21 protein-coding genes are annotated in these 20,135 nt (G+C 56.0%); 11 read left to right on the forward strand and 10 right to left on the reverse strand.

Going from position 1 to position 20,135, the window contains the following annotated elements; translation table 11 throughout:
* Positions 1–537: 537 nt before the first annotated feature.
* Together LAO76_08450 and LAO76_08455 are read left to right on the forward strand one after the other, a co-directional pair.
* A complete protein-coding gene (locus LAO76_08450) occupies positions 538–1,872 on the forward strand; it encodes a hypothetical protein (protein ID MBZ5490947.1) in 1,335 nt (444 codons plus the stop codon).
* Positions 1,835–2,128, forward strand: a complete 294-nt coding sequence (locus LAO76_08455; GenBank protein ID MBZ5490948.1) for a hypothetical protein — start codon at positions 1,835–1,837, stop codon at positions 2,126–2,128. Before LAO76_08450 ends, LAO76_08455 begins: the two co-directional genes overlap by 38 nt.
* Before the next feature lie 867 nt (positions 2,129–2,995).
* On the opposite strand, the gene LAO76_08460 is transcribed toward LAO76_08455, so the two are convergent.
* The 5 genes from LAO76_08460 to LAO76_08480 form a co-directional block, all read right to left on the reverse strand.
* A complete protein-coding gene (locus LAO76_08460) occupies positions 2,996–3,559 on the reverse strand; it encodes a DinB family protein (protein ID MBZ5490949.1) in 564 nt (187 codons plus the stop codon).
* Between the two features lie 159 nt (positions 3,560–3,718).
* Positions 3,719–4,228 carry an SRPBCC domain-containing protein gene (locus LAO76_08465; protein ID MBZ5490950.1) on the reverse strand — a complete coding sequence of 170 codons (510 nt, stop codon included), beginning with the start codon at positions 4,226–4,228 and terminating at the stop codon, positions 3,719–3,721.
* The gene (locus tag LAO76_08470) at positions 4,206–4,562 is read right to left on the reverse strand and encodes a metalloregulator ArsR/SmtB family transcription factor (GenBank protein ID MBZ5490951.1); all 357 of its coding nucleotides are present in this window, start codon (positions 4,560–4,562) and stop codon (positions 4,206–4,208) included. Before LAO76_08470 ends, LAO76_08465 begins: the two co-directional genes overlap by 23 nt.
* A gap of 444 nt (positions 4,563–5,006) precedes the next feature.
* Positions 5,007–5,426: a transcriptional regulator gene (locus LAO76_08475; GenBank protein MBZ5490952.1), complete on the reverse strand. Its 420-nt coding sequence runs from the start codon at positions 5,424–5,426 to the stop codon at positions 5,007–5,009.
* Between the two features lies 1 nt (position 5,427).
* Positions 5,428–5,760, reverse strand: coding sequence for a type II toxin-antitoxin system RelE/ParE family toxin (locus LAO76_08480; GenBank protein MBZ5490953.1), 333 nt, complete (start codon positions 5,758–5,760; stop codon positions 5,428–5,430).
* Positions 5,761–5,955: 195 nt separating this feature from the next.
* On the opposite strand from LAO76_08480, the gene greB reads away from it, so the two are divergent.
* The gene (gene greB / locus LAO76_08485) at positions 5,956–6,570 is read left to right on the forward strand and encodes a transcription elongation factor GreB (GenBank protein MBZ5490954.1); all 615 of its coding nucleotides are present in this window, start codon (positions 5,956–5,958) and stop codon (positions 6,568–6,570) included.
* Positions 6,571–6,664: 94 nt separating this feature from the next.
* Here the strand turns inward: greB and LAO76_08490 are convergent, their stop codons facing one another.
* Positions 6,665–7,219: a dihydrofolate reductase family protein gene (locus LAO76_08490; GenBank protein MBZ5490955.1), complete on the reverse strand. Its 555-nt coding sequence runs from the start codon at positions 7,217–7,219 to the stop codon at positions 6,665–6,667.
* Between the two features lie 398 nt (positions 7,220–7,617).
* Positions 7,618–7,977 (reverse strand): sulfite exporter TauE/SafE family protein, encoded by a 360-nt coding sequence (locus tag LAO76_08495; GenBank protein ID MBZ5490956.1) that lies wholly within the window; start codon positions 7,975–7,977, stop codon positions 7,618–7,620.
* Positions 7,978–8,252: 275 nt separating this feature from the next.
* Here LAO76_08495 and LAO76_08500 point away from each other — a divergent pair, with 275 nt between their 5' ends.
* From LAO76_08500 to LAO76_08530, 7 genes are all read left to right on the forward strand, one after another.
* The gene (locus LAO76_08500) at positions 8,253–8,714 is read left to right on the forward strand and encodes an ATP synthase F0 subunit B (GenBank protein MBZ5490957.1); all 462 of its coding nucleotides are present in this window, start codon (positions 8,253–8,255) and stop codon (positions 8,712–8,714) included.
* Positions 8,715–9,446 carry an ATP synthase F0 subunit B gene (locus tag LAO76_08505; GenBank protein MBZ5490958.1) on the forward strand — a complete coding sequence of 244 codons (732 nt, stop codon included), beginning with the start codon at positions 8,715–8,717 and terminating at the stop codon, positions 9,444–9,446. It abuts the gene before it with no gap.
* Positions 9,447–9,986, forward strand: a complete 540-nt coding sequence (gene atpH / locus LAO76_08510; protein ID MBZ5490959.1) for an ATP synthase F1 subunit delta — start codon at positions 9,447–9,449, stop codon at positions 9,984–9,986. It begins immediately after the preceding gene.
* A 20-nt stretch (positions 9,987–10,006) separates the two neighbouring features.
* A complete protein-coding gene (atpA, locus tag LAO76_08515) occupies positions 10,007–11,563 on the forward strand; it encodes a F0F1 ATP synthase subunit alpha (GenBank protein MBZ5490960.1) in 1,557 nt (518 codons plus the stop codon).
* A gap of 97 nt (positions 11,564–11,660) precedes the next feature.
* Entirely contained in the window at positions 11,661–12,701 is a 1,041-nt protein-coding gene (atpG, locus tag LAO76_08520; GenBank protein ID MBZ5490961.1) for an ATP synthase F1 subunit gamma, read from the forward strand.
* 244 nt (positions 12,702–12,945) lie between these two features.
* The gene (gene atpD, locus LAO76_08525) at positions 12,946–14,397 is read left to right on the forward strand and encodes a F0F1 ATP synthase subunit beta (protein MBZ5490962.1); all 1,452 of its coding nucleotides are present in this window, start codon (positions 12,946–12,948) and stop codon (positions 14,395–14,397) included.
* 3 nt (positions 14,398–14,400) lie between these two features.
* A complete protein-coding gene (locus tag LAO76_08530; protein MBZ5490963.1) occupies positions 14,401–14,808 on the forward strand; it encodes a F0F1 ATP synthase subunit epsilon in 408 nt (135 codons plus the stop codon).
* A 137-nt stretch (positions 14,809–14,945) separates the two neighbouring features.
* Here LAO76_08530 and LAO76_08535 read toward each other — a convergent pair whose 3' ends face one another.
* The 3 genes from LAO76_08535 to LAO76_08545 form a co-directional block, all read right to left on the reverse strand.
* Complete coding sequence (locus LAO76_08535) at positions 14,946–15,707, reverse strand: transporter (protein ID MBZ5490964.1); 762 nt, start codon at positions 15,705–15,707, stop codon at positions 14,946–14,948.
* A 135-nt stretch (positions 15,708–15,842) separates the two neighbouring features.
* Positions 15,843–16,601: a DUF72 domain-containing protein gene (locus tag LAO76_08540; GenBank protein MBZ5490965.1), complete on the reverse strand. Its 759-nt coding sequence runs from the start codon at positions 16,599–16,601 to the stop codon at positions 15,843–15,845.
* 206 nt (positions 16,602–16,807) lie between these two features.
* Entirely contained in the window at positions 16,808–18,136 is a 1,329-nt protein-coding gene (locus LAO76_08545; protein MBZ5490966.1) for a glycoside hydrolase, read from the reverse strand.
* A gap of 129 nt (positions 18,137–18,265) precedes the next feature.
* On the opposite strand from LAO76_08545, the gene LAO76_08550 reads away from it, so the two are divergent.
* Positions 18,266–19,846 carry a M20/M25/M40 family metallo-hydrolase gene (locus LAO76_08550; GenBank protein MBZ5490967.1) on the forward strand — a complete coding sequence of 527 codons (1,581 nt, stop codon included), beginning with the start codon at positions 18,266–18,268 and terminating at the stop codon, positions 19,844–19,846.
* Positions 19,847–20,135: the final 289 nt, after the last annotated feature.

A 20,135-nucleotide genomic window follows, 5' to 3' on the forward strand; every position in this document is an offset into this window, starting at 1 on the left:
CAAAATGAACCGCAGCTTCTCTTCCATAACACTGCTCTTTCTCCATGGCATGCGCTCCTTTTTACTCGCGCCTGCTTCTTGGTTGCAGTGTCAGATATGTGCCCGGTCTGTTCTGTCAGGGATGTGCCCGGTCTGTACCGACCGGTCAAACCCCATTTTTTCCGTTTTCCAGGGCTTCAATCGCGGTCAATTTCAGCCTTATTTTCTCGTTTTTACTGTCCGGTCGGCAGAGGGTCGGACGCTTCACCAAGTACTAAGTACCAATAACCAAGTACCGGCTCGGTTAATTACCATTTGCCATTTGCTAGTTGCTTTTTGTCAAAGATCGAACACAACTCCACCCCTGAGGGCTGCTGGAGAATAGCGCATTCTTTGGGGCGATGCAATAGCGAAACTGCTACGTTCAAAATACTCGAGGCCGCCGCCCTCATCGTGAGGTATCTTTTTGCCGTCGCTGCTCGCGCTGCTTTATGATTTCGCTCAAAATCCCCGACCGACCGTGTCCTCTAATCGGTCTAAGTCCATAATGAGGAACCTATGCCCAACGCCGTTAATTTGCCCGCGTGCCTGATGGACTGCTACAAGGTCCTATACCCCAATCTCGATTTCTCTCGCGTAGCGTTCTACTCGGGCTTGCCCACCGCGGTCTCACTTTTTTCAGACCCGGATGGATTCACAATGGCATCTGGTGCCGCGATCCCCGACATCCGGGTCTTCATCAAGAAATACGCCCCCTGCTCTTCGGAGAATTTCCTGACGATCGCGCACGAGCTTGTGCACGTTATTCAGATCCAGGGCATGTTTGGCGGCGGGCGCATTCCCGGGTCGTGGACAGCTTATTACACCTCGCGCTTGCTCAATTGCCAGGGACGCTGGTCCACCTGCGGCAACGCGCTGGAGAAAGAGGCTTACGATTTTGCCAACGGCACTGTCGACAGCAACTGCGGCGCGGACGGCGTACTCCGCGACTACGTGACGGCGAATTTCAGCTCAAAGGCTCCTTGCGAAAATTGCGACGCGTGGCCGATGGCCACCCCGATCGGCACGCAGACTTATGCCGAGGCGCTGCAGAACGCTACGGACCACCCGGTCAAGACTTCGAGCAGCGTGGGGCGGGTCTGGTGCTCGTTGCTCACCTGGCCGGCGTCGCTGGTCGCGGGAGCCTTCTCGATCTTCGGGTTCAGCAACTTCGGCGGCGCGATCGGGTCGGTGCTGGGCGCGGTGATCGGCGGGGTGTTAGGGTTCGTGGGTGGGCCGCTGGGCGTCGCCATTGGCGCACTGCTGGGTACCTTAATCGGCGGCGCGATCGGATGGACGATCAACAGCATCGTCAACTTTTTCGGCAGCGCGTTTTCGGGACCTGCGGAGTGGATCTGGTTCACCGCGTTTGACGGAAACACCTGGGTCATCCCGGATAACCCCATTTCGAAGAACGGGCACACCTTGACCAGTGCGGCGCCAGCGATGGCCGAATACAACGGCAAACTTTATCTCGCTTACAAGGGCTCGGGCAGCGACGACCTTTGGTATAACGTGTTCGACGGCACTTCGTGGCTGGCGAACGATCTCGAGATCACTCAGAACGGGCATTCCAAGACCGGGGACGCACCGGCGCTGGCCGAGTACAATGGCAAGCTCTATCTGGCCTACAGGGGCTCGGGTAGCGATGACCTTTGGTACAACGTGTTCGACGGCAACAAGTGGATGCCGACCGACCTCGAAGATTACCCAAGGTGGGCACTCCAGGACCAGCGCAGGGCCCGCGCTCGCCGCGTACAACGGCAAGCTATACCTTGCTTACAAGGGCTCGCTCACCGACGACCTTTGGTACAACGTGTTCGACGGCAACAAGTGGTTGTCGACCGATCTTGAGATCACTCACAACGGACACTCGCAGACGAGTCGGCGACCGGCGCTTGCGGTCTACGGCAATCAGCTCTACCTCGCTTATCGGGGCGGCGGCAGCGACGACATTTGGTACAACGTGTTCGACGGCCAGAAGTGGCTGGCCCAGGACATCAGCGTCTCGCAGGGCGGGTTTGTCCAAACCGCAGAAGGACCCGCGCTGGCCGCATTCGCGCTAGCCAACGGGCCCTACCTGTTCCTGGTATACCGCGACAACAGCTGACCGGCGCTGTGATTCGTTGCGGCGCTTCACTCGCACCAATGAAGCGTGCGTTGTTGCAAATCGCAAAACTTGCGGCGAACGTGCGCCCAACACAGCGCGAATGTTAATAGACTTACGATTGGGACTGCGCCTGCGCTTTCCATCCCCTGAATGCCGCTGGAATCTCGCCATTCGGCTACTCTATGGGCACTCCCGCTGACGAAACTCCACCTTACCTGCATGATGCGCCGGAACAGAATATAGGGCTGGCGGCGAGGAAGTTTGGCATAAAATTTGATTTCGCAGGAAATTACTGCGGCTCGACAGGCGTGTCTCGCGACTCCTGGGCTGACCCCTCAACCACCTACCATCGCGCCAGATTGAGATCGGACGCCCGTCGCGTATATGCGATTCAATGACCTTCTCAACAGCCGCTTTGAGGGCCATTTCAGCGCGTTCCCCCATGGGCAGTTCGAGAATATTTGTCGGCGGTTTAGTCGTGTTTCCCATATTGCGCAACCAAAGCTTTGTATGCGTCTGGCTTCATTATACGGAGTCTGCCTTGCTCTTCCACCGCAATAGCAAGCGAACGGCCCATCTTCCCGGCACACGAGACAAGTGTCAGGGCACGACTTCAGTCGTGCCGTAACAACGCAAATAAAACCAATTCCTCTCTGCCGACGGCCCACGCGCAGCGCAGCGGAGCGCACAAAAAGACCAAAGGCGGCGGCCCACCCCCGCCGGCATTTTCGATTCCCGCTCTTCGCCAAGAACGCGAAGTATGGGGCGCCCCCTGTGCGATGACGCCATCGAGATCAACAGCCTGGGTCCCCGGCCCATTCGCGCAAACGGCGCGCGATAAGGACGGGGTACCCGGTTTCTTGAGCTTTACTTCTTGGGCCGCGATTCCGGCGGCACAAGCCCTACGAGGCGGTAGTACACAACGAGCTGGCCGTAGTGTTCACCGCTATGTTCGATGAGGCCGTATGCTATGTCGAGAACGCGCGCTTTCTGGTGAGGGAAATAAACAACCTCCGTGGTCAGGCCTTTTTCGCCTTTCCACTGGATGGCGGCCGCGCCGTCGGCAACGGACTTCTTTACGAATGCGACGATATCGGCCTTTGTCTTGTACTGGTCGCGCTTGGGATCTTCTGCTGCCGGAGGCTTCTTCCCCATGACGGGATTGGTAAAGTAGTAGCTTGAACCCGCCGCGTGCAGCAACTGCTCGGCGAAGCTGCGTTGCGCCGGCGTGGGCTTGAAGTCGTATTTGTCCTCAGGAAAATCCTCGGCCATGGCGATGAGTTTGCGGCCAACCTCGTTCCAGGAATCCAGCACGACCTTCAGTTCGGGGTCGGCAGGTTTGACGGCTGCATCTTTCTTCATCGCGTCCTGGGCATGGGCGGGAAATGCGAATGCCAGCAGGACGATAGCGAGAAACGGTATTCTTTTCATTTCTTTCTCCACGATTGAGTTTCGCGAACATTGAGCGGGGGACATAGTATTCGACAGAGTTCCCCCGCCACCCTTTGCTGGGGTCTCCGGGATCGACCTGCGCTTGCTTACGTTCCGTAGCTCGCGCAGGTCGAACCCATCAACAATACTTCAAGGTACTTATTTGGCCCGCACCAGTCCCGCAATAACCGCAGCAACTTTATCGAGTATCTGGTTCCAGCCTTCCAGTTGACCGCTATTTTTCGCACTCTCCATGGGCTCATTTCCAATCTGGGTGAGTCTGGTCTGGCCGTTTCCGAGATCCTCAAAGATGGTCACGTCGTGCGCACCGTCTATGGCCTCGTGTTCTATTCCTAATTCCGCAGGCTCAACCTTGTTTCCCTCTGAGTCCGAAAAGTACATGTCGGAAACGATCTTCTCGTGCAGCACGATCTCGTGATATTCGATCGCATTCCAGAACTCCTGCCCATCCGGCGCCTTCATGCAGAAGAGAGATTTTCCCCCGACCCGAAAATCCATCTTGCAGACGGGCGCAGTAAAGCCCTTCGGTCCCCACCACTGCATCACGTACTTCGGGTCTGTCCACGCCTTCCAAACCAATTCGCGTGGGGCATCAAAAACTCTTGTAATGACCATCCGCTCTATTTCACTGCCCGTATTTTTTGTCATTTCTCATCTCCGCTTTCTTCATTTCATTCACAACCACAGCCAGCTTGTCGAAGCTCTCTTCCCAGAATCGGCGATAGCTGATCGCCCAGTCGCTGACTGTCTTAATCGCCTCGGGCCTGAGCGTGCATACGCTTTCCCGTCCACGCTTTGTCTTGATCACAATCCGTGCCCGCACCAGGTAGGCAATATGTTTTGAAATCATCTGCTGCGAGAGTGCAAACGGTTCCGTCAATCCATGCACAGTAGCGGGCCCATGTGAGAGCCGTTCGATCATTGCCCGCCGGGTTGGATCAGACAAAGCCGCAAATGTTGTACCCAATCTATCCACAACCATATGGTAGTGGATTTTTTGCCAATGTCAAGTGTGAATTTTTGCGATTCCTGATTTTCTGTTTCCCTGATCTCTGCGCAGGAGCGTGAGCCGGCATCAGGAACCGGAGGAAAACGGATTGCCTCTGGAGGGGTGCCCTGGATGCCGGGTGCCCCACTCTTTCCTGAGAAGACGCGCGGGTTTTTGCGTCGGCGAAGGAAAGGGTGGGATCAGGATTATCACGGTGTCGAAAAGGTGTACGTGATTCACTTACATTTGCGCGGTCTGATTAAGAAGGGGCCTAAGATCGGAGCATCGTCGATTCTACCCTTTACTGCGCAAAGGAATGGGCACCGCCGTAATATTCGCCGGCGGTTTAGTCAGGTTTCGCATATTGCGCAACCACGGCTTTGTACACGAGAAAATGGCGATCTGCTCCTGCCGATCTCGCCGCGTTCAAAAGGCTCATCACTTGCTCATTCTTTTGCCACTGGCAGAATGGGCCTTTCGTCTTGTAAGGCCACGAGACGCCTGACGCTTTCTAGCCATCCTAGCGTGAACTGTGGTGGGTTTGGATGAGCCGACAGCGGCAGCAGACCTGGCAGGATTGAGCGCAGTGAGCACTGCAGCGGGATTCTTGTCGATCACAGTGAGCAAGGTGCGTGCTGGCGCTTCCGGGGTCCTCCGCCCTCCCTCCCAGTGCTTGATCGCGTCAAGGCTGAACCCAAACGTGTGAGAGAATTTGGCCTGCGTCATGCCAAGCCGGTTGCGGATGGCCTTCACATCAACCTCTTGGGGCACATGTGCCCTGAATCCTTCTTGCTTCCCGGCAAGAAAAGCCTCGACGTCGTTAAGGCCATCCATCATCTGCTCGAATTGCGTTTTCATGCTATCTCCCATAGGTCTCGAAAATACTATCGGCCCGTTTCATTAGCGCGTTGCGCTCTGCCATCGACAGGTTTTCTTTCTCATTCTTTGGAAAAACTGTGATCAGAAAAAGCGGGAATGTTTCGTTGCGCCATATATACACAACCCGGGCCCCGCCACTTTTTCCCATTCCCTTGCGTGCAACCCGGATCTTTCGAAATCCTCCCGTCCCACGGATTAGATCTCCGCATTCAGGGTCTGCCGAAACGAGTGCCACGATATCCGCACGCTCCTCCTCGCTGAAGAGCTTGTTGGCAACTGCGAGATATGTAGGCGTCTCGACAACCGTCTGCACAGGGTTCTCTTGTACTCCATTGGACACCATAAGTCAAGTAGAAGTTATATGCCATTGGACACCAATGATTGTTCCCGGAATGGACTGGGTGCACACATGGAACGAACGAGCCTTCATGCGAAAATGAAATCAGTCTGGAATAACGAGACAAAGCCAGGAGCTAATGGCTAAGAGCTGAGAGCTGAGAGCTGATTTATGTCAGATTGGCCAATACGAGAAAAGCGACCGCTCCGGGAACCAGTGCGCGAGGAACCGGGGCCCGCGCCCAAAAACTACATCACGCCCGCCGGGTTGCAGCGGTTGAAAGACGAGCATCGGTTCCTGCTGAGTCGCGAGCGGCCGGCGGTGGTGGAGGTTGTCGCGTGGGCGGCCGGCAACGGGGACCGCAGTGAAAACGCCGACTATCAGTACGGCAAGCGGCGGTTACGCCAGATCGATTCACGGATTCGCTTTCTCTCGAAACGCATTGCCGCGGCCGTGATCGTTGATCCCGCCGCTCCGCGGCCGGCATCAGCCGCTACGCGCGTCTTCTTCGGCGCAACCGTGACCTACAAGGACGCCGCCGGCCTAGAACACGTCGTCTCTATCGTCGGCATTGACGAGGTAGACCTCGATCGCGGCTATATCAGCTGGCGCTCGCCTCTCGCGAATGCTCTCATGAAGGCGAGCCCCGGTGACAGCGTGGCCCTGCGCGCACCAGCGAAGACGGAGCATCTCGAAATCATCCGCGTTGAGTACGCGCCGATTCCGATGGATCCTTTTCGCGAACCGCCAGGAGCTCAGTCGACGCCCAAGGCCGAAGGCCCCTAAGGCCGAAGACCGATAGTCCAAGCCGCCGACTTTGGGCGTTCATTGATCTTTGTCGGTTTTGCAGAGACAAAGCTAAAAGCTAATGGCCAAGAGCTCACTGTTTCAGGTAACGGAGCGCGACGCATCCTGATTTGAAAATCTTTGACTCAACAAGTTTTAATTGCAATTTCTCCGGCAGGCTCACCCCGTCCAATAACCGTCTGCCTTCTCCGGCAATGACTGGGCCAATCACAATACGAAATTCATCCACCAGGCCAAGCTCTATCAGCTGCGACGGGATATCTACACCGCCTGTCAAAATATTTTTGCCTGGTTCGTGTTTCAACTTAAGTATTTCGTCGCGCAGGTCCGTGCGAACAATTCGCTTTTTGTTATCTTCAACCCCATCCAGGGATCGTGAAAAAACAACCCTGTTGATGGAGTCGAACACTCGCGCAAATTCGTTCAATGCTTTTGTCGCCGACTGCGTTTTTGCCACCTCAGGCCAGAAAGGAACCATCAACTCGTAGGTCTTGCGCCCATAGACGAGCAGGCCAGCTTCTCGCAGAACATCCGTCCAATATTCATGGGTCTCTTCATCCGTAAATTGTGTGGTGTGGTCGCAACAGCCATCCAGCGTAATGTTGATTCCGAAGATTACATTTCTCATTTCCTTTTAAGGTAAATCCGGATGGCAGTCAGCGGAAGAGCCACAAATGGAACCAACGAGCCTTCACGCGGGAATGAAATCAGTCTGCGGAACAAGAGAAAGCCAGGAGCTAACGGCTAAAAGCCATTTTGGGATGGCGAAGCCAAGCCCAAAAATCAAAATGGGCCTGAGAGCAAGAAGCGGTGACGGTTTCCTTGCCCACAAGCCCATTCGATCCTGAATCGGATCGGAGGTGATGTACTTATTCTAGGCCACTTAAGGATGAAGTCAAGCGATCTGCCAACTCTTTTTATACCTACATGATTATCTTGATAACCGTATGATCGCGCCTTGGCAAAGCCCTGTAAATAAAGGGGAAATGCATTCCGGCGATCTGCAATCGCACATCTTCAAAGTGATCATCCGCGTGACAGTAGTAACTGGATGCCAATGATTGCCAGCAAAGTGCCAAACACCCTGCGCAGTACTATTTCGGGCAGGTGCTGTGCCCAGAGTCCGCCGAAGTAGCCTCCGACGAGAAAGCCCAAAGCGATGAGCAGACCGGCCTTCAGGTCCACATTTCCTGCCTTGTAATATTCCCAGAAAGCGAGCGCCCCAATGGGGGCCAGCAGCGCCGCCAGCGACGTTCCCTGGGCCTTGTGCTGGCTCATATGAAAGAAATAAACCAGAGCGGGAATAATCATGATGCCGCCGCCAATGCCCACAATCCCTGAAAGCACGCCAACCACAAGGCCAAGCAGTATGTAGAGAAAAGTCATGGGCGGAATAATAAAACGAAACCGGGCTTTTGTTGAAAATCGTGACAATGAAAATCGGAAGGTCAATGTTGAAGGCTTGCTGCGTGCGACGTGAGAAGAAGAGATCGTCAAAAGACGATGGAAGCAGAGCGGGAATCGATGTTCCAAATCCACGAGATAAGCCTTCTGAAAAGGGCTGCTCGCGTTGACACTGCCGCGAATCGGATGTTAAGTTAAAGAGTTTGGTGGTAGCCCCCGACCGCTTCTTGTTCACAACAACTTAAAGATTATTTTGCATGGATATAGTACTCAGGCAAATAGGCGAATTACTGGTTAATTCCATCCCCACGATCATCTCTGTGTTGGTCCTGTGGACGGCGTACACTTTTCTTGTGCACAACAAGCTCCGGCAGGTGCTGGAGCAGCGGCATGCGCTGACGGAAGGCGCCATGGATCGCGCGCAGCAGGAAATCGCCATTGCCGAAAAACGCACAGCGGAATACGAGCAGCGATTCCGCGAGGCACGGTCACAGATCTATAAAGCCCAGCAGGCCAACCGTCTGCGCGTGCTGGATGAGCGCAACGCCGCGTTGGCGGAGTCGCGCAAGAATGCCGGTGAAATGGTGAAGAAAGCCCGGGCGGCCGTGGAGAAAGACACGATCGGCGCGAAAGCGGCGTTGGAGCAGCAGGCCAATGTGCTGGCCGACCAGGTGATTGCAACGGTCCTGAAGCCGGCTGCGGCAGCAGGAGGCCGGTAGATGAAAAAATCACTCCAGCGAATTTGGATTTACGCCGTGATCACCGTGCTTGGAATGGCGATGATGTCTGTCGGGACCTTGCGAGCTCAGGAAAGCCCGAACCCAGCGAGCACTGCGGAGCCCCACGGTCAGGCAAAGCCAGCCGAGCAGTCAGCGAAGCACGAGGGTGAACAACAGTTGGAAAACGGCGGGGAAGCCGACGCCATCCGCAACGCTCCGGCGGTCAAGTGGATCGCGCGCCATACCGGCCTGACGAATAACCAGGCGTACTGGCTCTGTTTCGGCCTGAACTTTGCCGTGATCTTTGTCGCCATGGCCAGCCTGCTGCGCAAGATTCTGCCCGGCTATTTCAAGGGCCGCACCACCACCATCCAGCAAGGTATTGAAGAAGCCCGCAAGATGAGTGAAGACGCGCGCCGCCGGCTGGCGGAGGTTGAAGGAAGGCTTTCTCGCCTGGATGCCGATATCGCCGCAATGCAGCGTGAGGCCGATGAGAACGCCAAAGCTGAAGAGCAACGCCTGCTGGCTGCCGGAGAAGAAGAGCGTCGCCGGATCGTTACGTCCGCCGAGCAGGAAATTGAGATGGCCGCCAATACGGCGCGCCGCGAGCTGAAGGCATACGTGGCGGAATTAGCGGTGGAGCTGGCGGAGAAAAAAATCCGCGTGAGCAACGATACTGACCAAGCCCTGGTGCGCGCTTTCACCGCCCAAATGGGAAAGGACGGCAATTAAATGGCAGCAGTCCTGGGGCGGTACGCACGCGCGTACGCTGAAGTGGCGGTCACGCACAAATTAAATCCTGAAAAGACAGTTGCCGAATTTCAGCAGATGGCTGATGTGGTGAACGGAAGCCGCGAGCTGCGGAATGTTTTGCAGAACCCGGCCGTGAGCCGGGAGCAGAAGCTCAAGCTGCTCGATTCCATCATCCAGCACATTGGCGCGACAAAGATGTTGCGGAACTTTTTGGCCGTCCTGATTGACCACCGGCGCATTGGCAACATTGGCGATCTGCTGGAGCAATTCAAGCGGGAACTGGACCGGCGTTTAGGCATCGCTGATGCAAAAGTGAGTTCCGTCCGCGAACTATCTTCGGCAGAGAAGAAATCACTGGAGCAACAGCTGGCTACCATTACCGGAAAGGTAGTCCGGGCAACGTATTCGCAAGATCCCGGTCTGCTCGGAGGAGTATTGGTGCGCGTGGACAGCACGATCTATGACGGATCAGTGCGTGGTCGCCTGCAGCGCATGCGGCAGGAACTTGTGACTGCGTAGGAACAAAGAAAAAAGGATTTATGGCTCAAATCAAAGCAGACGAAATAACAAAGCTCATCCGTGAGCAGATTGAAAATTACGAATCCAAGGTTTCTGTGGACGAGGTGGGCACCATCATCTCTCTCGGTGACGGTATCGCCCGCATCCATGGGCTGGATAAAGTCATGGCCGGCGAACTCCTTCAGTTCGGCCACGGCGTTTCCGGACTGGCCATGAACCTGGAAGAAGACCAGGTAGGCGCGGTGCTGCTGGGCGAATTCACTGAAATCAAAGAAGGCGACGAGGTGAAGCGCACCGGAACGATCATGTCAGTCCCCGTGGGTGAAGGCATGATTGGCCGCGTGGTGAACGCTCTGGGCCAGCCGATTGACGGCAAGGGCCCGATCGCCTCCAACAAGCAGATTGCGATTGAGCGCATTGCTCCGGGCGTGATTGACCGCCAGCCTGTGCGTGAACCTATGGCGACCGGCATCAAGGCCATCGATTCCATGATCCCCGTAGGTCGCGGCCAGCGCGAGCTGATCATCGGCGACCGTCAGACCGGCAAGACCGCCGTGGCGCTGGACACCATCATCAACAGCAAGGGCAACAACCTGATTTGCATTTACAACGCGATTGGACAGAAGCGTTCGTCGATTGCGCAGGTGGTCAAGGTTCTGGAAGACAACGGCGCCATGGATTACACGATCGTGGTGGCGGCTTCAGCTTCAGAGCCCGCGCCTATGCTTTACCTTGCGCCTTATGCAGCCTGCGCCATGGGCGAGTACTTCCGCGATACCGGCAAGCACGCGCTGGTGATCTACGACGATCTTTCCAAGCACGCCGCGGCCTACCGCGAGATTTCATTGCTGCTGCGCCGTCCGCCGGGACGCGAGGCGTATCCCGGAGACGTGTTTTATCTTCACTCCCGTTTGCTGGAGCGCGCCGCAAAAATGTCAGACAAGATGGGCGGCGGTTCACTCACTGCGCTGCCGGTCATTGAAACGCAGGCTGGTGACGTTTCAGCCTACATTCCGACCAACGTCATTTCGATCACTGACGGACAGATTTTCCTTGAAACCGATTTGTTTAACTCCGGCGTGCGTCCGGCGGTGAACGTCGGCATCTCAGTAAGCCGCGTGGGTGGTTCAGCGCAGATCAAAGCGATGCGGCAGGTTGCCGGCACATTGAAGCTGGAACTGGCGCAGTATCGTGAACTGGCGGCGTTCGCGCAGTTCGGCTCTGACCTGGATAAAGCCACGCAGGCGCAGCTCAACCGCGGCAAACGATTGGTTGAAATCCTGAAGCAGGACCAGTATCAACCGCTTTCATTCGGCAAGCAGATCATGATCATCTTTGCCGGAACCAACGGCTACTTGGACGACCTTGAAGTCGAGCAGGTGCGTCCGTTCTCTGAAGAATTGAACAAATACGTTGAGTCGATGAATCCCAAGCTGCTGGATTCCATCATGCAGAAAAAGACAATCGACGACGCGATGAAGGCGGAAATTGAAAAGACGCTGAAGGAATTCAAGCAGCGTTTTGTCGCCGAACGGCAGACGGCGGCCGCGAAGGTTGAGGCGACTAGCGGGCGTTAGCGAAGCGGGAGCCCGCTGCTGAAATCCTGAGCGAGCGCGAAGCGCGAGTCGAAGGACCTGAACGCAAGAAACTTTTTAGGGAAACGTTGAAGCAAACATGGCAAACCTTTTAGACATCCGGCGGCGAATCCGCAGCGTGCGCAACACGCGGCAGATCACCAAGGCCATGCAGATGGTTTCAGCGGCCAAGCTGCGCCGCGCTCAGGAACGCGCACTGCAGACCCGTCCTTTCGGGCAGATGATCACGAACGTGCTCAAGTCGCTGGTTTCGCGCGCGGATGTCTATGATCCGGTAACGGGCGAAGCGCTGCATCCGTTGCTCGTGCGTCGTGAGGAAAAGACGACGATGTTGATCGTCGTATCCGGCGAAAAGGGACTGGCCGGAGCGTTCAACTCCAACATCCTCAAGGCCGCGGCCAAGTTTATTGAGCTAAAGAAGGACAAGAACATCGATATTCTGGCGCTGGGAAGAAAGTCGCGAGACTACTTCCGCCGCCGGTATCCGGTGTCGCTTGAGGCCGGAGCGGAACGCAAGGGGCCAATCCAGGTGGTAGCAGAATACGTGGGCCTGATGAATCGCTCAGAATTGAAAAGCGCACGTGAAATTGCGGACAAGGTAATCCGCCTTTATACGGAAGGAAAGGTCGATTCCGTTTACATCGCCTACAACGAATTCAAGTCAGTGATTGCGCAGCAGGTGGTGGTGGATGACGTGCTTCCTATCCTCGCGATTGGCGAGACCGTGCATGAGTTTGCCGAGGAAGTCACCGGAGAGGAACGCACGCGAAGGCTGGAAGCGGCGGCGCATGCTCGCACGTCGGTGCGTGAAGTAGATACAACGGAAATGGACAAGAAGGCTGCGGGATTTGCCACCTCCCCGGTTGACTATATTTACGAGCAGCCGCCGGCGGAGTTGTTCCGCGATCTGCTGCCGCGCTACGTTTACACGCAGCTGTTTCGCGCCATGCTGGAATCAGAGGCCGCCGAGCATGCGGCGCGCATGACGGCCATGGACTCTGCCACCAGCAATGCTTCTGACATGATTGATTCGCTCACGCTGGCCATGAACCGGGCACGCCAGGCGAAAATTACCAAAGAGATTATTGAGATTGTGAGCGGCGCGGCTGCCGCGCAGTGAAGTGGGAACTCCCGAGCAGAGCGAGGGATCGCTATAGCTGGGAAGAATTTTAGGGTTGTAAGTTCGTGGGAGGGGTGCTTAGAAAAACCTAGTGATCCCTCACCCGCAAAAACGCAGGATTCGGGATTGCAGAAAAGACCCGCAGAAGAACTCGGGTTCGGGATTTCAACAGAGATGCGAAGGACGGGCAAGAGATTTAGGTTTTGCCAATTGCTAATTGCTAACTGCTAATTGCTGGGAGATTATGGCTACTCAAAACATAGGCAAGGTAATACAGATCGCGGGTCCCGCGGTTGACGTGGAGTTCACACCTGGAAATTTGCCGCCGATATACCAGGCGTTGCGCGTAACCAGCGAAGGCTTCAAAGTGCCTGAGCCGATCGACGTAGTGCTGGAAGTGCAGCAGCATCTGGGCGAGAGCCGCGTGCGCACAGTGGCCATGCAGGCCACTGACGGCATGGTGCGCGGCATGAACGCGCTTGATCTTGGCGGGCCGATTTCTGTGCCTGTGGGCAAAGAGACACTGGGCCGCGTGATGAACGTGATCGGCGAGCCGGTGGACCAGCTTGGCCCAATCAAGGCGACCAAGCGGCTGCCTATCCATCGCCTGGCGCCCTCGTTCGACGAGCAGGCGACCAAAGCGGAAATGTTTGAGACCGGCGTAAAAGTCATCGACCTGATCCAGCCGTTCCTGAAGGGCGGAAAGATCGGCCTGTTTGGCGGCGCAGGTGTAGGCAAGACGGTTGTGATCATGGAACTGATCAACAACGTGGCCAAGCAGCACGGCGGCTACTCAGTGTTTGCCGGCGTGGGCGAACGCACCCGTGAAGGGAACGATCTTTGGCTGGAGATGAGCGAGTCCGGCGTGATCAAGCCGGGCGTTCCCGCGGAGTCGAAAGCGGCCTTGATTTACGGCCAGATGACCGAGCCCCCCGGAGCGCGCCTTCGCGTGGCGCTGACCGGCTTGACAGTGGCCGAATACTTCCGCGATGACGAAGGCGCGGATACGCTGCTCTTTATCGACAATATTTTCCGCTTCACCCAGGCCGGATCTGAAGTGTCCGCACTGCTGGGCCGCATGCCTTCCGCCGTGGGATACCAGCCGAACCTGGCCACCGAGATGGGCGAGTTGCAGGAGCGCATCACCTCAACCAAGCGCGGATCAATCACCTCAGTGCAGGCGATTTATGTGCCCGCCGACGATCTCACCGATCCAGCTCCGGCGACGACTTTTGCTCACCTGGACGCAACCACAGTGCTCTCGCGTCCGTTGACGGCAATTGGAATTTATCCGGCAGTCGATCCGCTGGCTTCAACGTCGCGCATTCTCGATCCACACATCGTCGGGCAGGAGCATTATGACGTAGCGCAGGGCGTGAAGCGGATCCTGCAGCGCTATACCGATTTGCAGGACATCATTGCCATTCTGGGTATTGAAGAGCTGAGCGAAGAAGACAAGCTCACGGTTTCCCGCGCGCGCAAGGTGCAGAAGTTCCTCTCGCAGCCCTTCTTTGTGGCGCAGCAGTTTACCGGCATGGCCGGACGCTATGTAAAGATCGCGGACACGGTGCGCAGCTTCAAGGAGATCATCGAGGGCAAGCACGATGATGTTCCGGAGCAGGCCTTCTACATGAAGGGCGCGATTGAAGAAGTGCTGGAAGCGGCGGAGAAGATGAAAGCTGGAGCGGCAGCGTAAGCAATGGCAGAGACCATTCAACTCGAAATCGTGACGCCGGAGCGGCTGGTGGTGAGCGAGCCCGCCGAGTACATTGAGATCCCGGGCGCGACCGGGTATCTCGGCATCCTGCCCGGCCACGCTCCTCTTATCAGTGAGGTGGCCCCCGGCGAACTTACGTACCGCAATGGCAACCAGACAAAGCGGCTGGCAGTGGCATGGGGATTTGTGGAAGTCCTGCAAACCAAAGTCACGATCCTGGCGGAAGCGGCGGAGAAAGCAGAAGAAATAGATACCGCGCGCGCCGAGGCAGCAAAGAAAAAAGCCGAAGCCGAATTGCAGAAGTCTGGCCTTGAGATTAATGAGGAAGCGCAGGAAGCGTTGCAGCGCGCGCAAGCCAGGCTGGAAGTGGCGGGCAAAGGCAAGAGCTAGTTGTTTTAGAGCTTACTCTGGACAGAATTTATGGCACAGACACTCCTGTCTGTGCCTGCGTCCTTCGGGTCCAATTCGGCCACAGGCAAGAGTGCCTGTGTCACGTAAATCATAAGACCGATGCTGGGTTGCGCAACCTAAAGCAGCTTCTTCGGCAGCAGATAAGTAAATCCCATAAATAATTCCCACCGCGTGCTGGTTGAGGTAAGACCGCGATTGAAGCCGGCGTCAAAAACCAGGTTTGGCCGCGGCGTGTATGTTGGCGCAAAAAGAAATCCGGCAGCGTGCCCATTTTGAAATGGCTGCGTAAAGTGCCAGAGTTCGCCTCCCACCCCGAATTTATGCGGCAGCCCATGAGAAATTGAAAGCGTCTGGCCGAACTGTGCTCGATGCCGCGCATCTTGAATCTGCTCATTGAAGAGCGCGTTGGTGTCAATGTGAAACTTGGCAATGTCGGTTGAGAGCAGAAGCAGCGCGGATTGGCGGTTGGAACCGATGTCGAGATCGGGAGCTGTGCCGCCAAAGACGCGCAGGAAATAGCTCACAGAGATGGTTGGGCGTTTTTTGGTTCCGGGCAGAAGCACAGCCTGAAGTCCCGCAGAAAGATCGCCGGGATCATTCGATCCAAAAGGGCCAAGGTCGGAGTGAGCGAAAGGCTGGCTTTGCAGCAGCAACTCGATGCGCTCATTCAGAGAGAACTTCATCACTTCATTGAAGCTGAGCTGGTTGGGCAGATCAGGAGAATGTTCCGCGCCCAGTACGCCGGTTTCAAATTGCAGGTAGCCGACGGGCGTGAGTGTGGCAGGCGTGGAAACGGTGGGCCGACCGGGATTAGCCTCCTGCGCCCATGCGGAAACCACCAGATAGAAAAATAGTATGCCGGCAACCGTGTTCCGCAAGTAGTCTCCCCTGCTGGCTCAAGAATTACGCTCGCAATAATTTAGCTGAATAACTGGGTGGCGAGGAATTTATTCCACTCTATTTTTCGCGGCTTTCGGATGGAGTTTCCCGATTGTTACGACCTGTTTGTTATGTCAAGCGGCCGGGCGTCTGGTGTCTGACCGACCCAAGACCATCTTTTTCAGCGTCAGCGCGTTCTGCGCCGCGTAGCCAGCCTGGTCGTTGTCAAAATAAATATAAATCGCTTTCATCTTTGCCGACCATTGCTCAATGCGCCGCGCCCATTCGCGTAACTGCGCTTTGCTGTAACTGCCCTGGTATTTCCCCGCCTCAGGGCCGTGAAGGCGGACGTAGGCAAAATCGGCGGTAATATCGAACGGCGAGTGATAACCGGCAAGCTCATAAATACAGAACGCTGCGTTATGGCGCTCCAGCAGGCGGTTGACTTCCGGAGTCATCCAGCTCAGCTCGCGAAACTCAAACGCGTAACGGCGCTCACGCGGAAGAATTTCCAACAGACCTTCTAGCCGCTCAAGATTCAACTTCCACTTTGGCGGCAGCTGAAACAGAACAGGCCCGAGCTTTTTGCCCAGGTGCTCAGCGCGGGGAAGAATGTTATCGAGAGCATTTTCAGGATCTTTAAGTTTCTTATTGTGCGTGATGAAGCGGCTGGCCTTTACGGCAAAAATGAAATTCGTCGGCGTAGCGTCGCGCCATGATTCGAAAGCTTCGATCGAGGGCAGGCGATAGAAGCTGTTGTTCAGTTCTAAGGTGTCAAAGTTACGGACATAATAGTCGAGCATCTTTGATGCCGGCGTTTTTGGTGGATAAAACGTGCCCACCCAGTGCTTGTAGTGATAGCCGGAAGTGCCGATGCGAATGTTAGCGTTCATCGTGATTAATGCGATGAAGGCTGTGGGCGGGATGGTTGCAACCAGCATAGCATTCAGCACTCAGCAAAACCTTTTCACCGCAACGGGACGCAATGAACGCAAAGGAAAACCAGAATTCAGAAAAGAGATTCTCCTGTTTCTTCGCGTCCGTGGCGCCCTTTGCGGTAAATAGGTTTGGCTGAATGCTGACTGCTGAGTGCCGAACACTAATTAAAATCCGCGGTGCCCACTCGCAGTACAGTCCTTGTTTTTTTGCCGCGCTCCGTCTTGGCTTCTGCCGATGTCTGGTGCGCCCACGCGCCAAAGACTTTGTTGCCATAAGCGGTGATGGCGAGGTAGTCACCGAGGAAATCGCCTTCAGCGTTGAACCGATCAGGATCCCACGTGTAATTCTGGAAAGTCTTGCCGCTATCGGTAGATCGGGCCAGCGTGACCGTGGTTTCCTCATTGTCTGTGCGGCGGTCATAAAAAATGAGGTTTACAGCGCCGCTTTGCGGGTCAACAGCCATCCATTGAAAAAACTGATCATTGCCGTTATGGATAGGATCGGTGTTGACGCGCACAGGCGCGCTCCACGTTTTGCCATAGTCGGCCGACGACGCAACGAAAACATCGACGTCACCGTTAGAGTAGTCACTCCATGCGACGTAAAGTTTGCCGCCGTGTTTTCCGCCGCGCATATCCATGCCAATCTGGGGAAAGCCGTTGGAGCGCGAAACGCCGGTGATGCCGAAGTAGCCGGGACCTGCGGGAATGATGAGCCGGTCTTTGCTGAAACTTGCGCCGCCATCATGCGAGGTGGCCATCATAATGCCGTCACGCGCGTCCCAGATTGTATACAGCGCGCCATCGGGGCCAACTACGCCGTGAAAGCCTTCGAGCGCGCCGTTGTCATCGCGCGGCAAGCCGGGAACGCTGCTGATCTTGATGGGACTGGACCATGTGATGCCATCATCGGTGGAGCGGGAGAACATTAGCTCGCTGGCAGCAAGAGTGAAGTGCGTCCATCCTATATAAAGATTGCCTGCATGCGGTCCGGCGGTGTCTGCCACAATCCAGGGTTTGTCTTCAAAGGGAATGCCCGGAGTTGACTCGTGGGAAATCACGGTATGCGTGTCGTGCTCCCAGGTCTGGCCGCCATCGAGCGAGCGGCGGATGAAGATGCCGTTGCGTGTTGCGCCGCGCGCCCAATAGTTGGTGCTGCCGAGCTTGTCAAAAGCGATGTAACACAGAATAGCGTGGCCCGCGGCGTCATATGCCAGAGAAACGTCGCCGGAGACGCGATACATTCCGGGCGTGGTGCCTTCCGCCACCTTCCATGTTTGTCCGCCATCGCGGGAATACGCGGCGCTAGTGGGCACTTGCCACGCGACCACCGCCTGCTGCGGATCTTTTGGGTTCACGGCGATGGCGGGCTCGTTGAAATATCCGGGCGCAGGGGTTACAGCAGTCACGTGGGCGTGCGGCGCTTGCGGCAATTGCTGCGCCAACATACTGCCGGAGCAAAGAACCAACAACAGAATTGGGGTTTTCATAAGTTTAAAATCGCGACACATTCTAACCCATGCAATTTGCTGCTCACCTTGAATCGCATGGCCCGTCCTTAATACAGGATATAATCTGCCTTCACACTGATTGAGAATCTTCCAGAGGTGCAATTTCACATGCGTAAACTGCTCTCCTTTACCGCCGGACTGGCAATGCTGTTGTGCTTTTCTTTGATCGGATCAACGACCGGTTTAGCCGCCAATCCGGCCGAACCCGCTGCTCCAGCCCAGGACGGCACCATGCCTGCGCTTACGGCCATCGCCGGCCAGGGCATGATGAGCCAGGAAGCCTATGACGATCTGGAACAACTCTCTGACTACATTGGCGGTCGCGTGACGGGATCGCCTGAAGCTGGACAAGCCATTGAATGGGGCTTGCAGAAAATGCGCGCCATGGGACTTGAAAATGTTCGCGCGGAAAAATGGCAGATCTCGCGCGGCTGGACACGCGTTTCCGCCTCGGCAGAATTGGTTGTTCCTATCCATCGCCATCTCTCCATCGATTCCATGGGCTGGGTCGGGTCCACCAAACAAGGCGGAGAAGAAGCTGAAGTGGTGGCGGTAAATTCCAACCATCTTGAAGACGAGATGAAGAACAATTCCGCATCATGGGCCGGCAAGGTGCTGCTGATCGTGAAGAAAGGCGCTGCGCCCACGCCACAACCGGGCGTAAACAACTTTGCCCGCTTTGGCGACTTCCTGAAAAAAGCGCATGACGCACACGCCGTTGCCATCATTGGCGGACAAGGCGGCGGATTTCCCGCAGGCATGCACCTTACCCACACCGGCGCAATGGGATTTGATACTTACTATGAAATCCCCGTAGTCAGCATGATTGCTGAAGACGTGCAGCAGATCGGCCGATTTCTTGACCGGGGCAAGCGCGTGCGCATGCAGATCAACGTGCAGAATCGCGTGACCAGCGGCCCGGTGGATTCAGCCAATGTTGTGGGTGAAATTCGCGGCACCGAGCATCCTGAACAGGTCATCGTTGTGGGCGGCCATCTTGATTCCTGGGACTTGGCAGATGGCGCCACCGACGACGGCTGCGGCGTGGCCACAACTCTGGGCGCGGCCAAGGCCATCAAGCTAAGCGGCTTCAAGCCCAAACGCACTATCCGCTTTGTGCTTTTCACCGGTGAAGAGCAGGGCCTGCTCGGCTCGCTGGCTTACACCAAAATGCATAAGGACGAACTGCCTAACCACGTTGCCGCGCTCGTTCTGGATAACGGCCAGGGTCCCGTCGTGCGGCTCGATATGGGCGGCCACGATGACCTGATTCCGGCAGTCACAAAATTTGCCGACTCGGTAAAGTCCTTTGGTGAAGTTGAAGTCGACGACCGCACCGTCTTTGGCACTGACGCAGGGCCATTCATTCTTGCCGGGCTGCCCGGCATCAACATGGGCCAGGATTCGCCTGAATACAAATTCACGCACCACTCCGCCGTGGATACCTTTGACAAAGTAAAGCCTGACCTGCTCACCCGCGACGCCACCGTCATGGGCCTGACCGCTTTCTGGATCGCCGACCGCCCTGAGCGCCTCGCCAGCCCGTGGCCTCCGGAAAAGACCGCCAAGATGCTGGTGGAAAAACATAACGACGTGATGCTGAAGGCCTACGGGATTTGGACGTTCGGTGATTTGGGCAAGCCCGACGACAAGAAGTCCGCCGCGACGCCGAGCGGTGGAGAGAACTAGCGCTGGAAGGAACTTTGCTGGGCAGATTCTGTCAGGGATCTGCCCGCCTGTATCTTTGGAGTAGGTTCTGCCCCCATCTTAATTGAACTAGAATTATAAAAATCTTATTGGTTTAGCCTTGGCAATGCCTGTTGCCGCATCGCCGCCCTTGATGTCGTCTATTGAAAAGCACTGCTACTGTGGCCAGAGCCGGCGCTGATGGCTTTATTGAGCTACAGGTCGATCTTTGGAAAACGGAAATCTTCCAGCAATTCTGCTTGACATATCGCTAGTTCTGCCTATACTCGCA

It is taken from the genome of Terriglobia bacterium, from assembly GCA_020072645.1.
Taxonomy (GTDB): Bacteria; Acidobacteriota; Terriglobia; order Terriglobales; family Acidobacteriaceae; genus Angelobacter.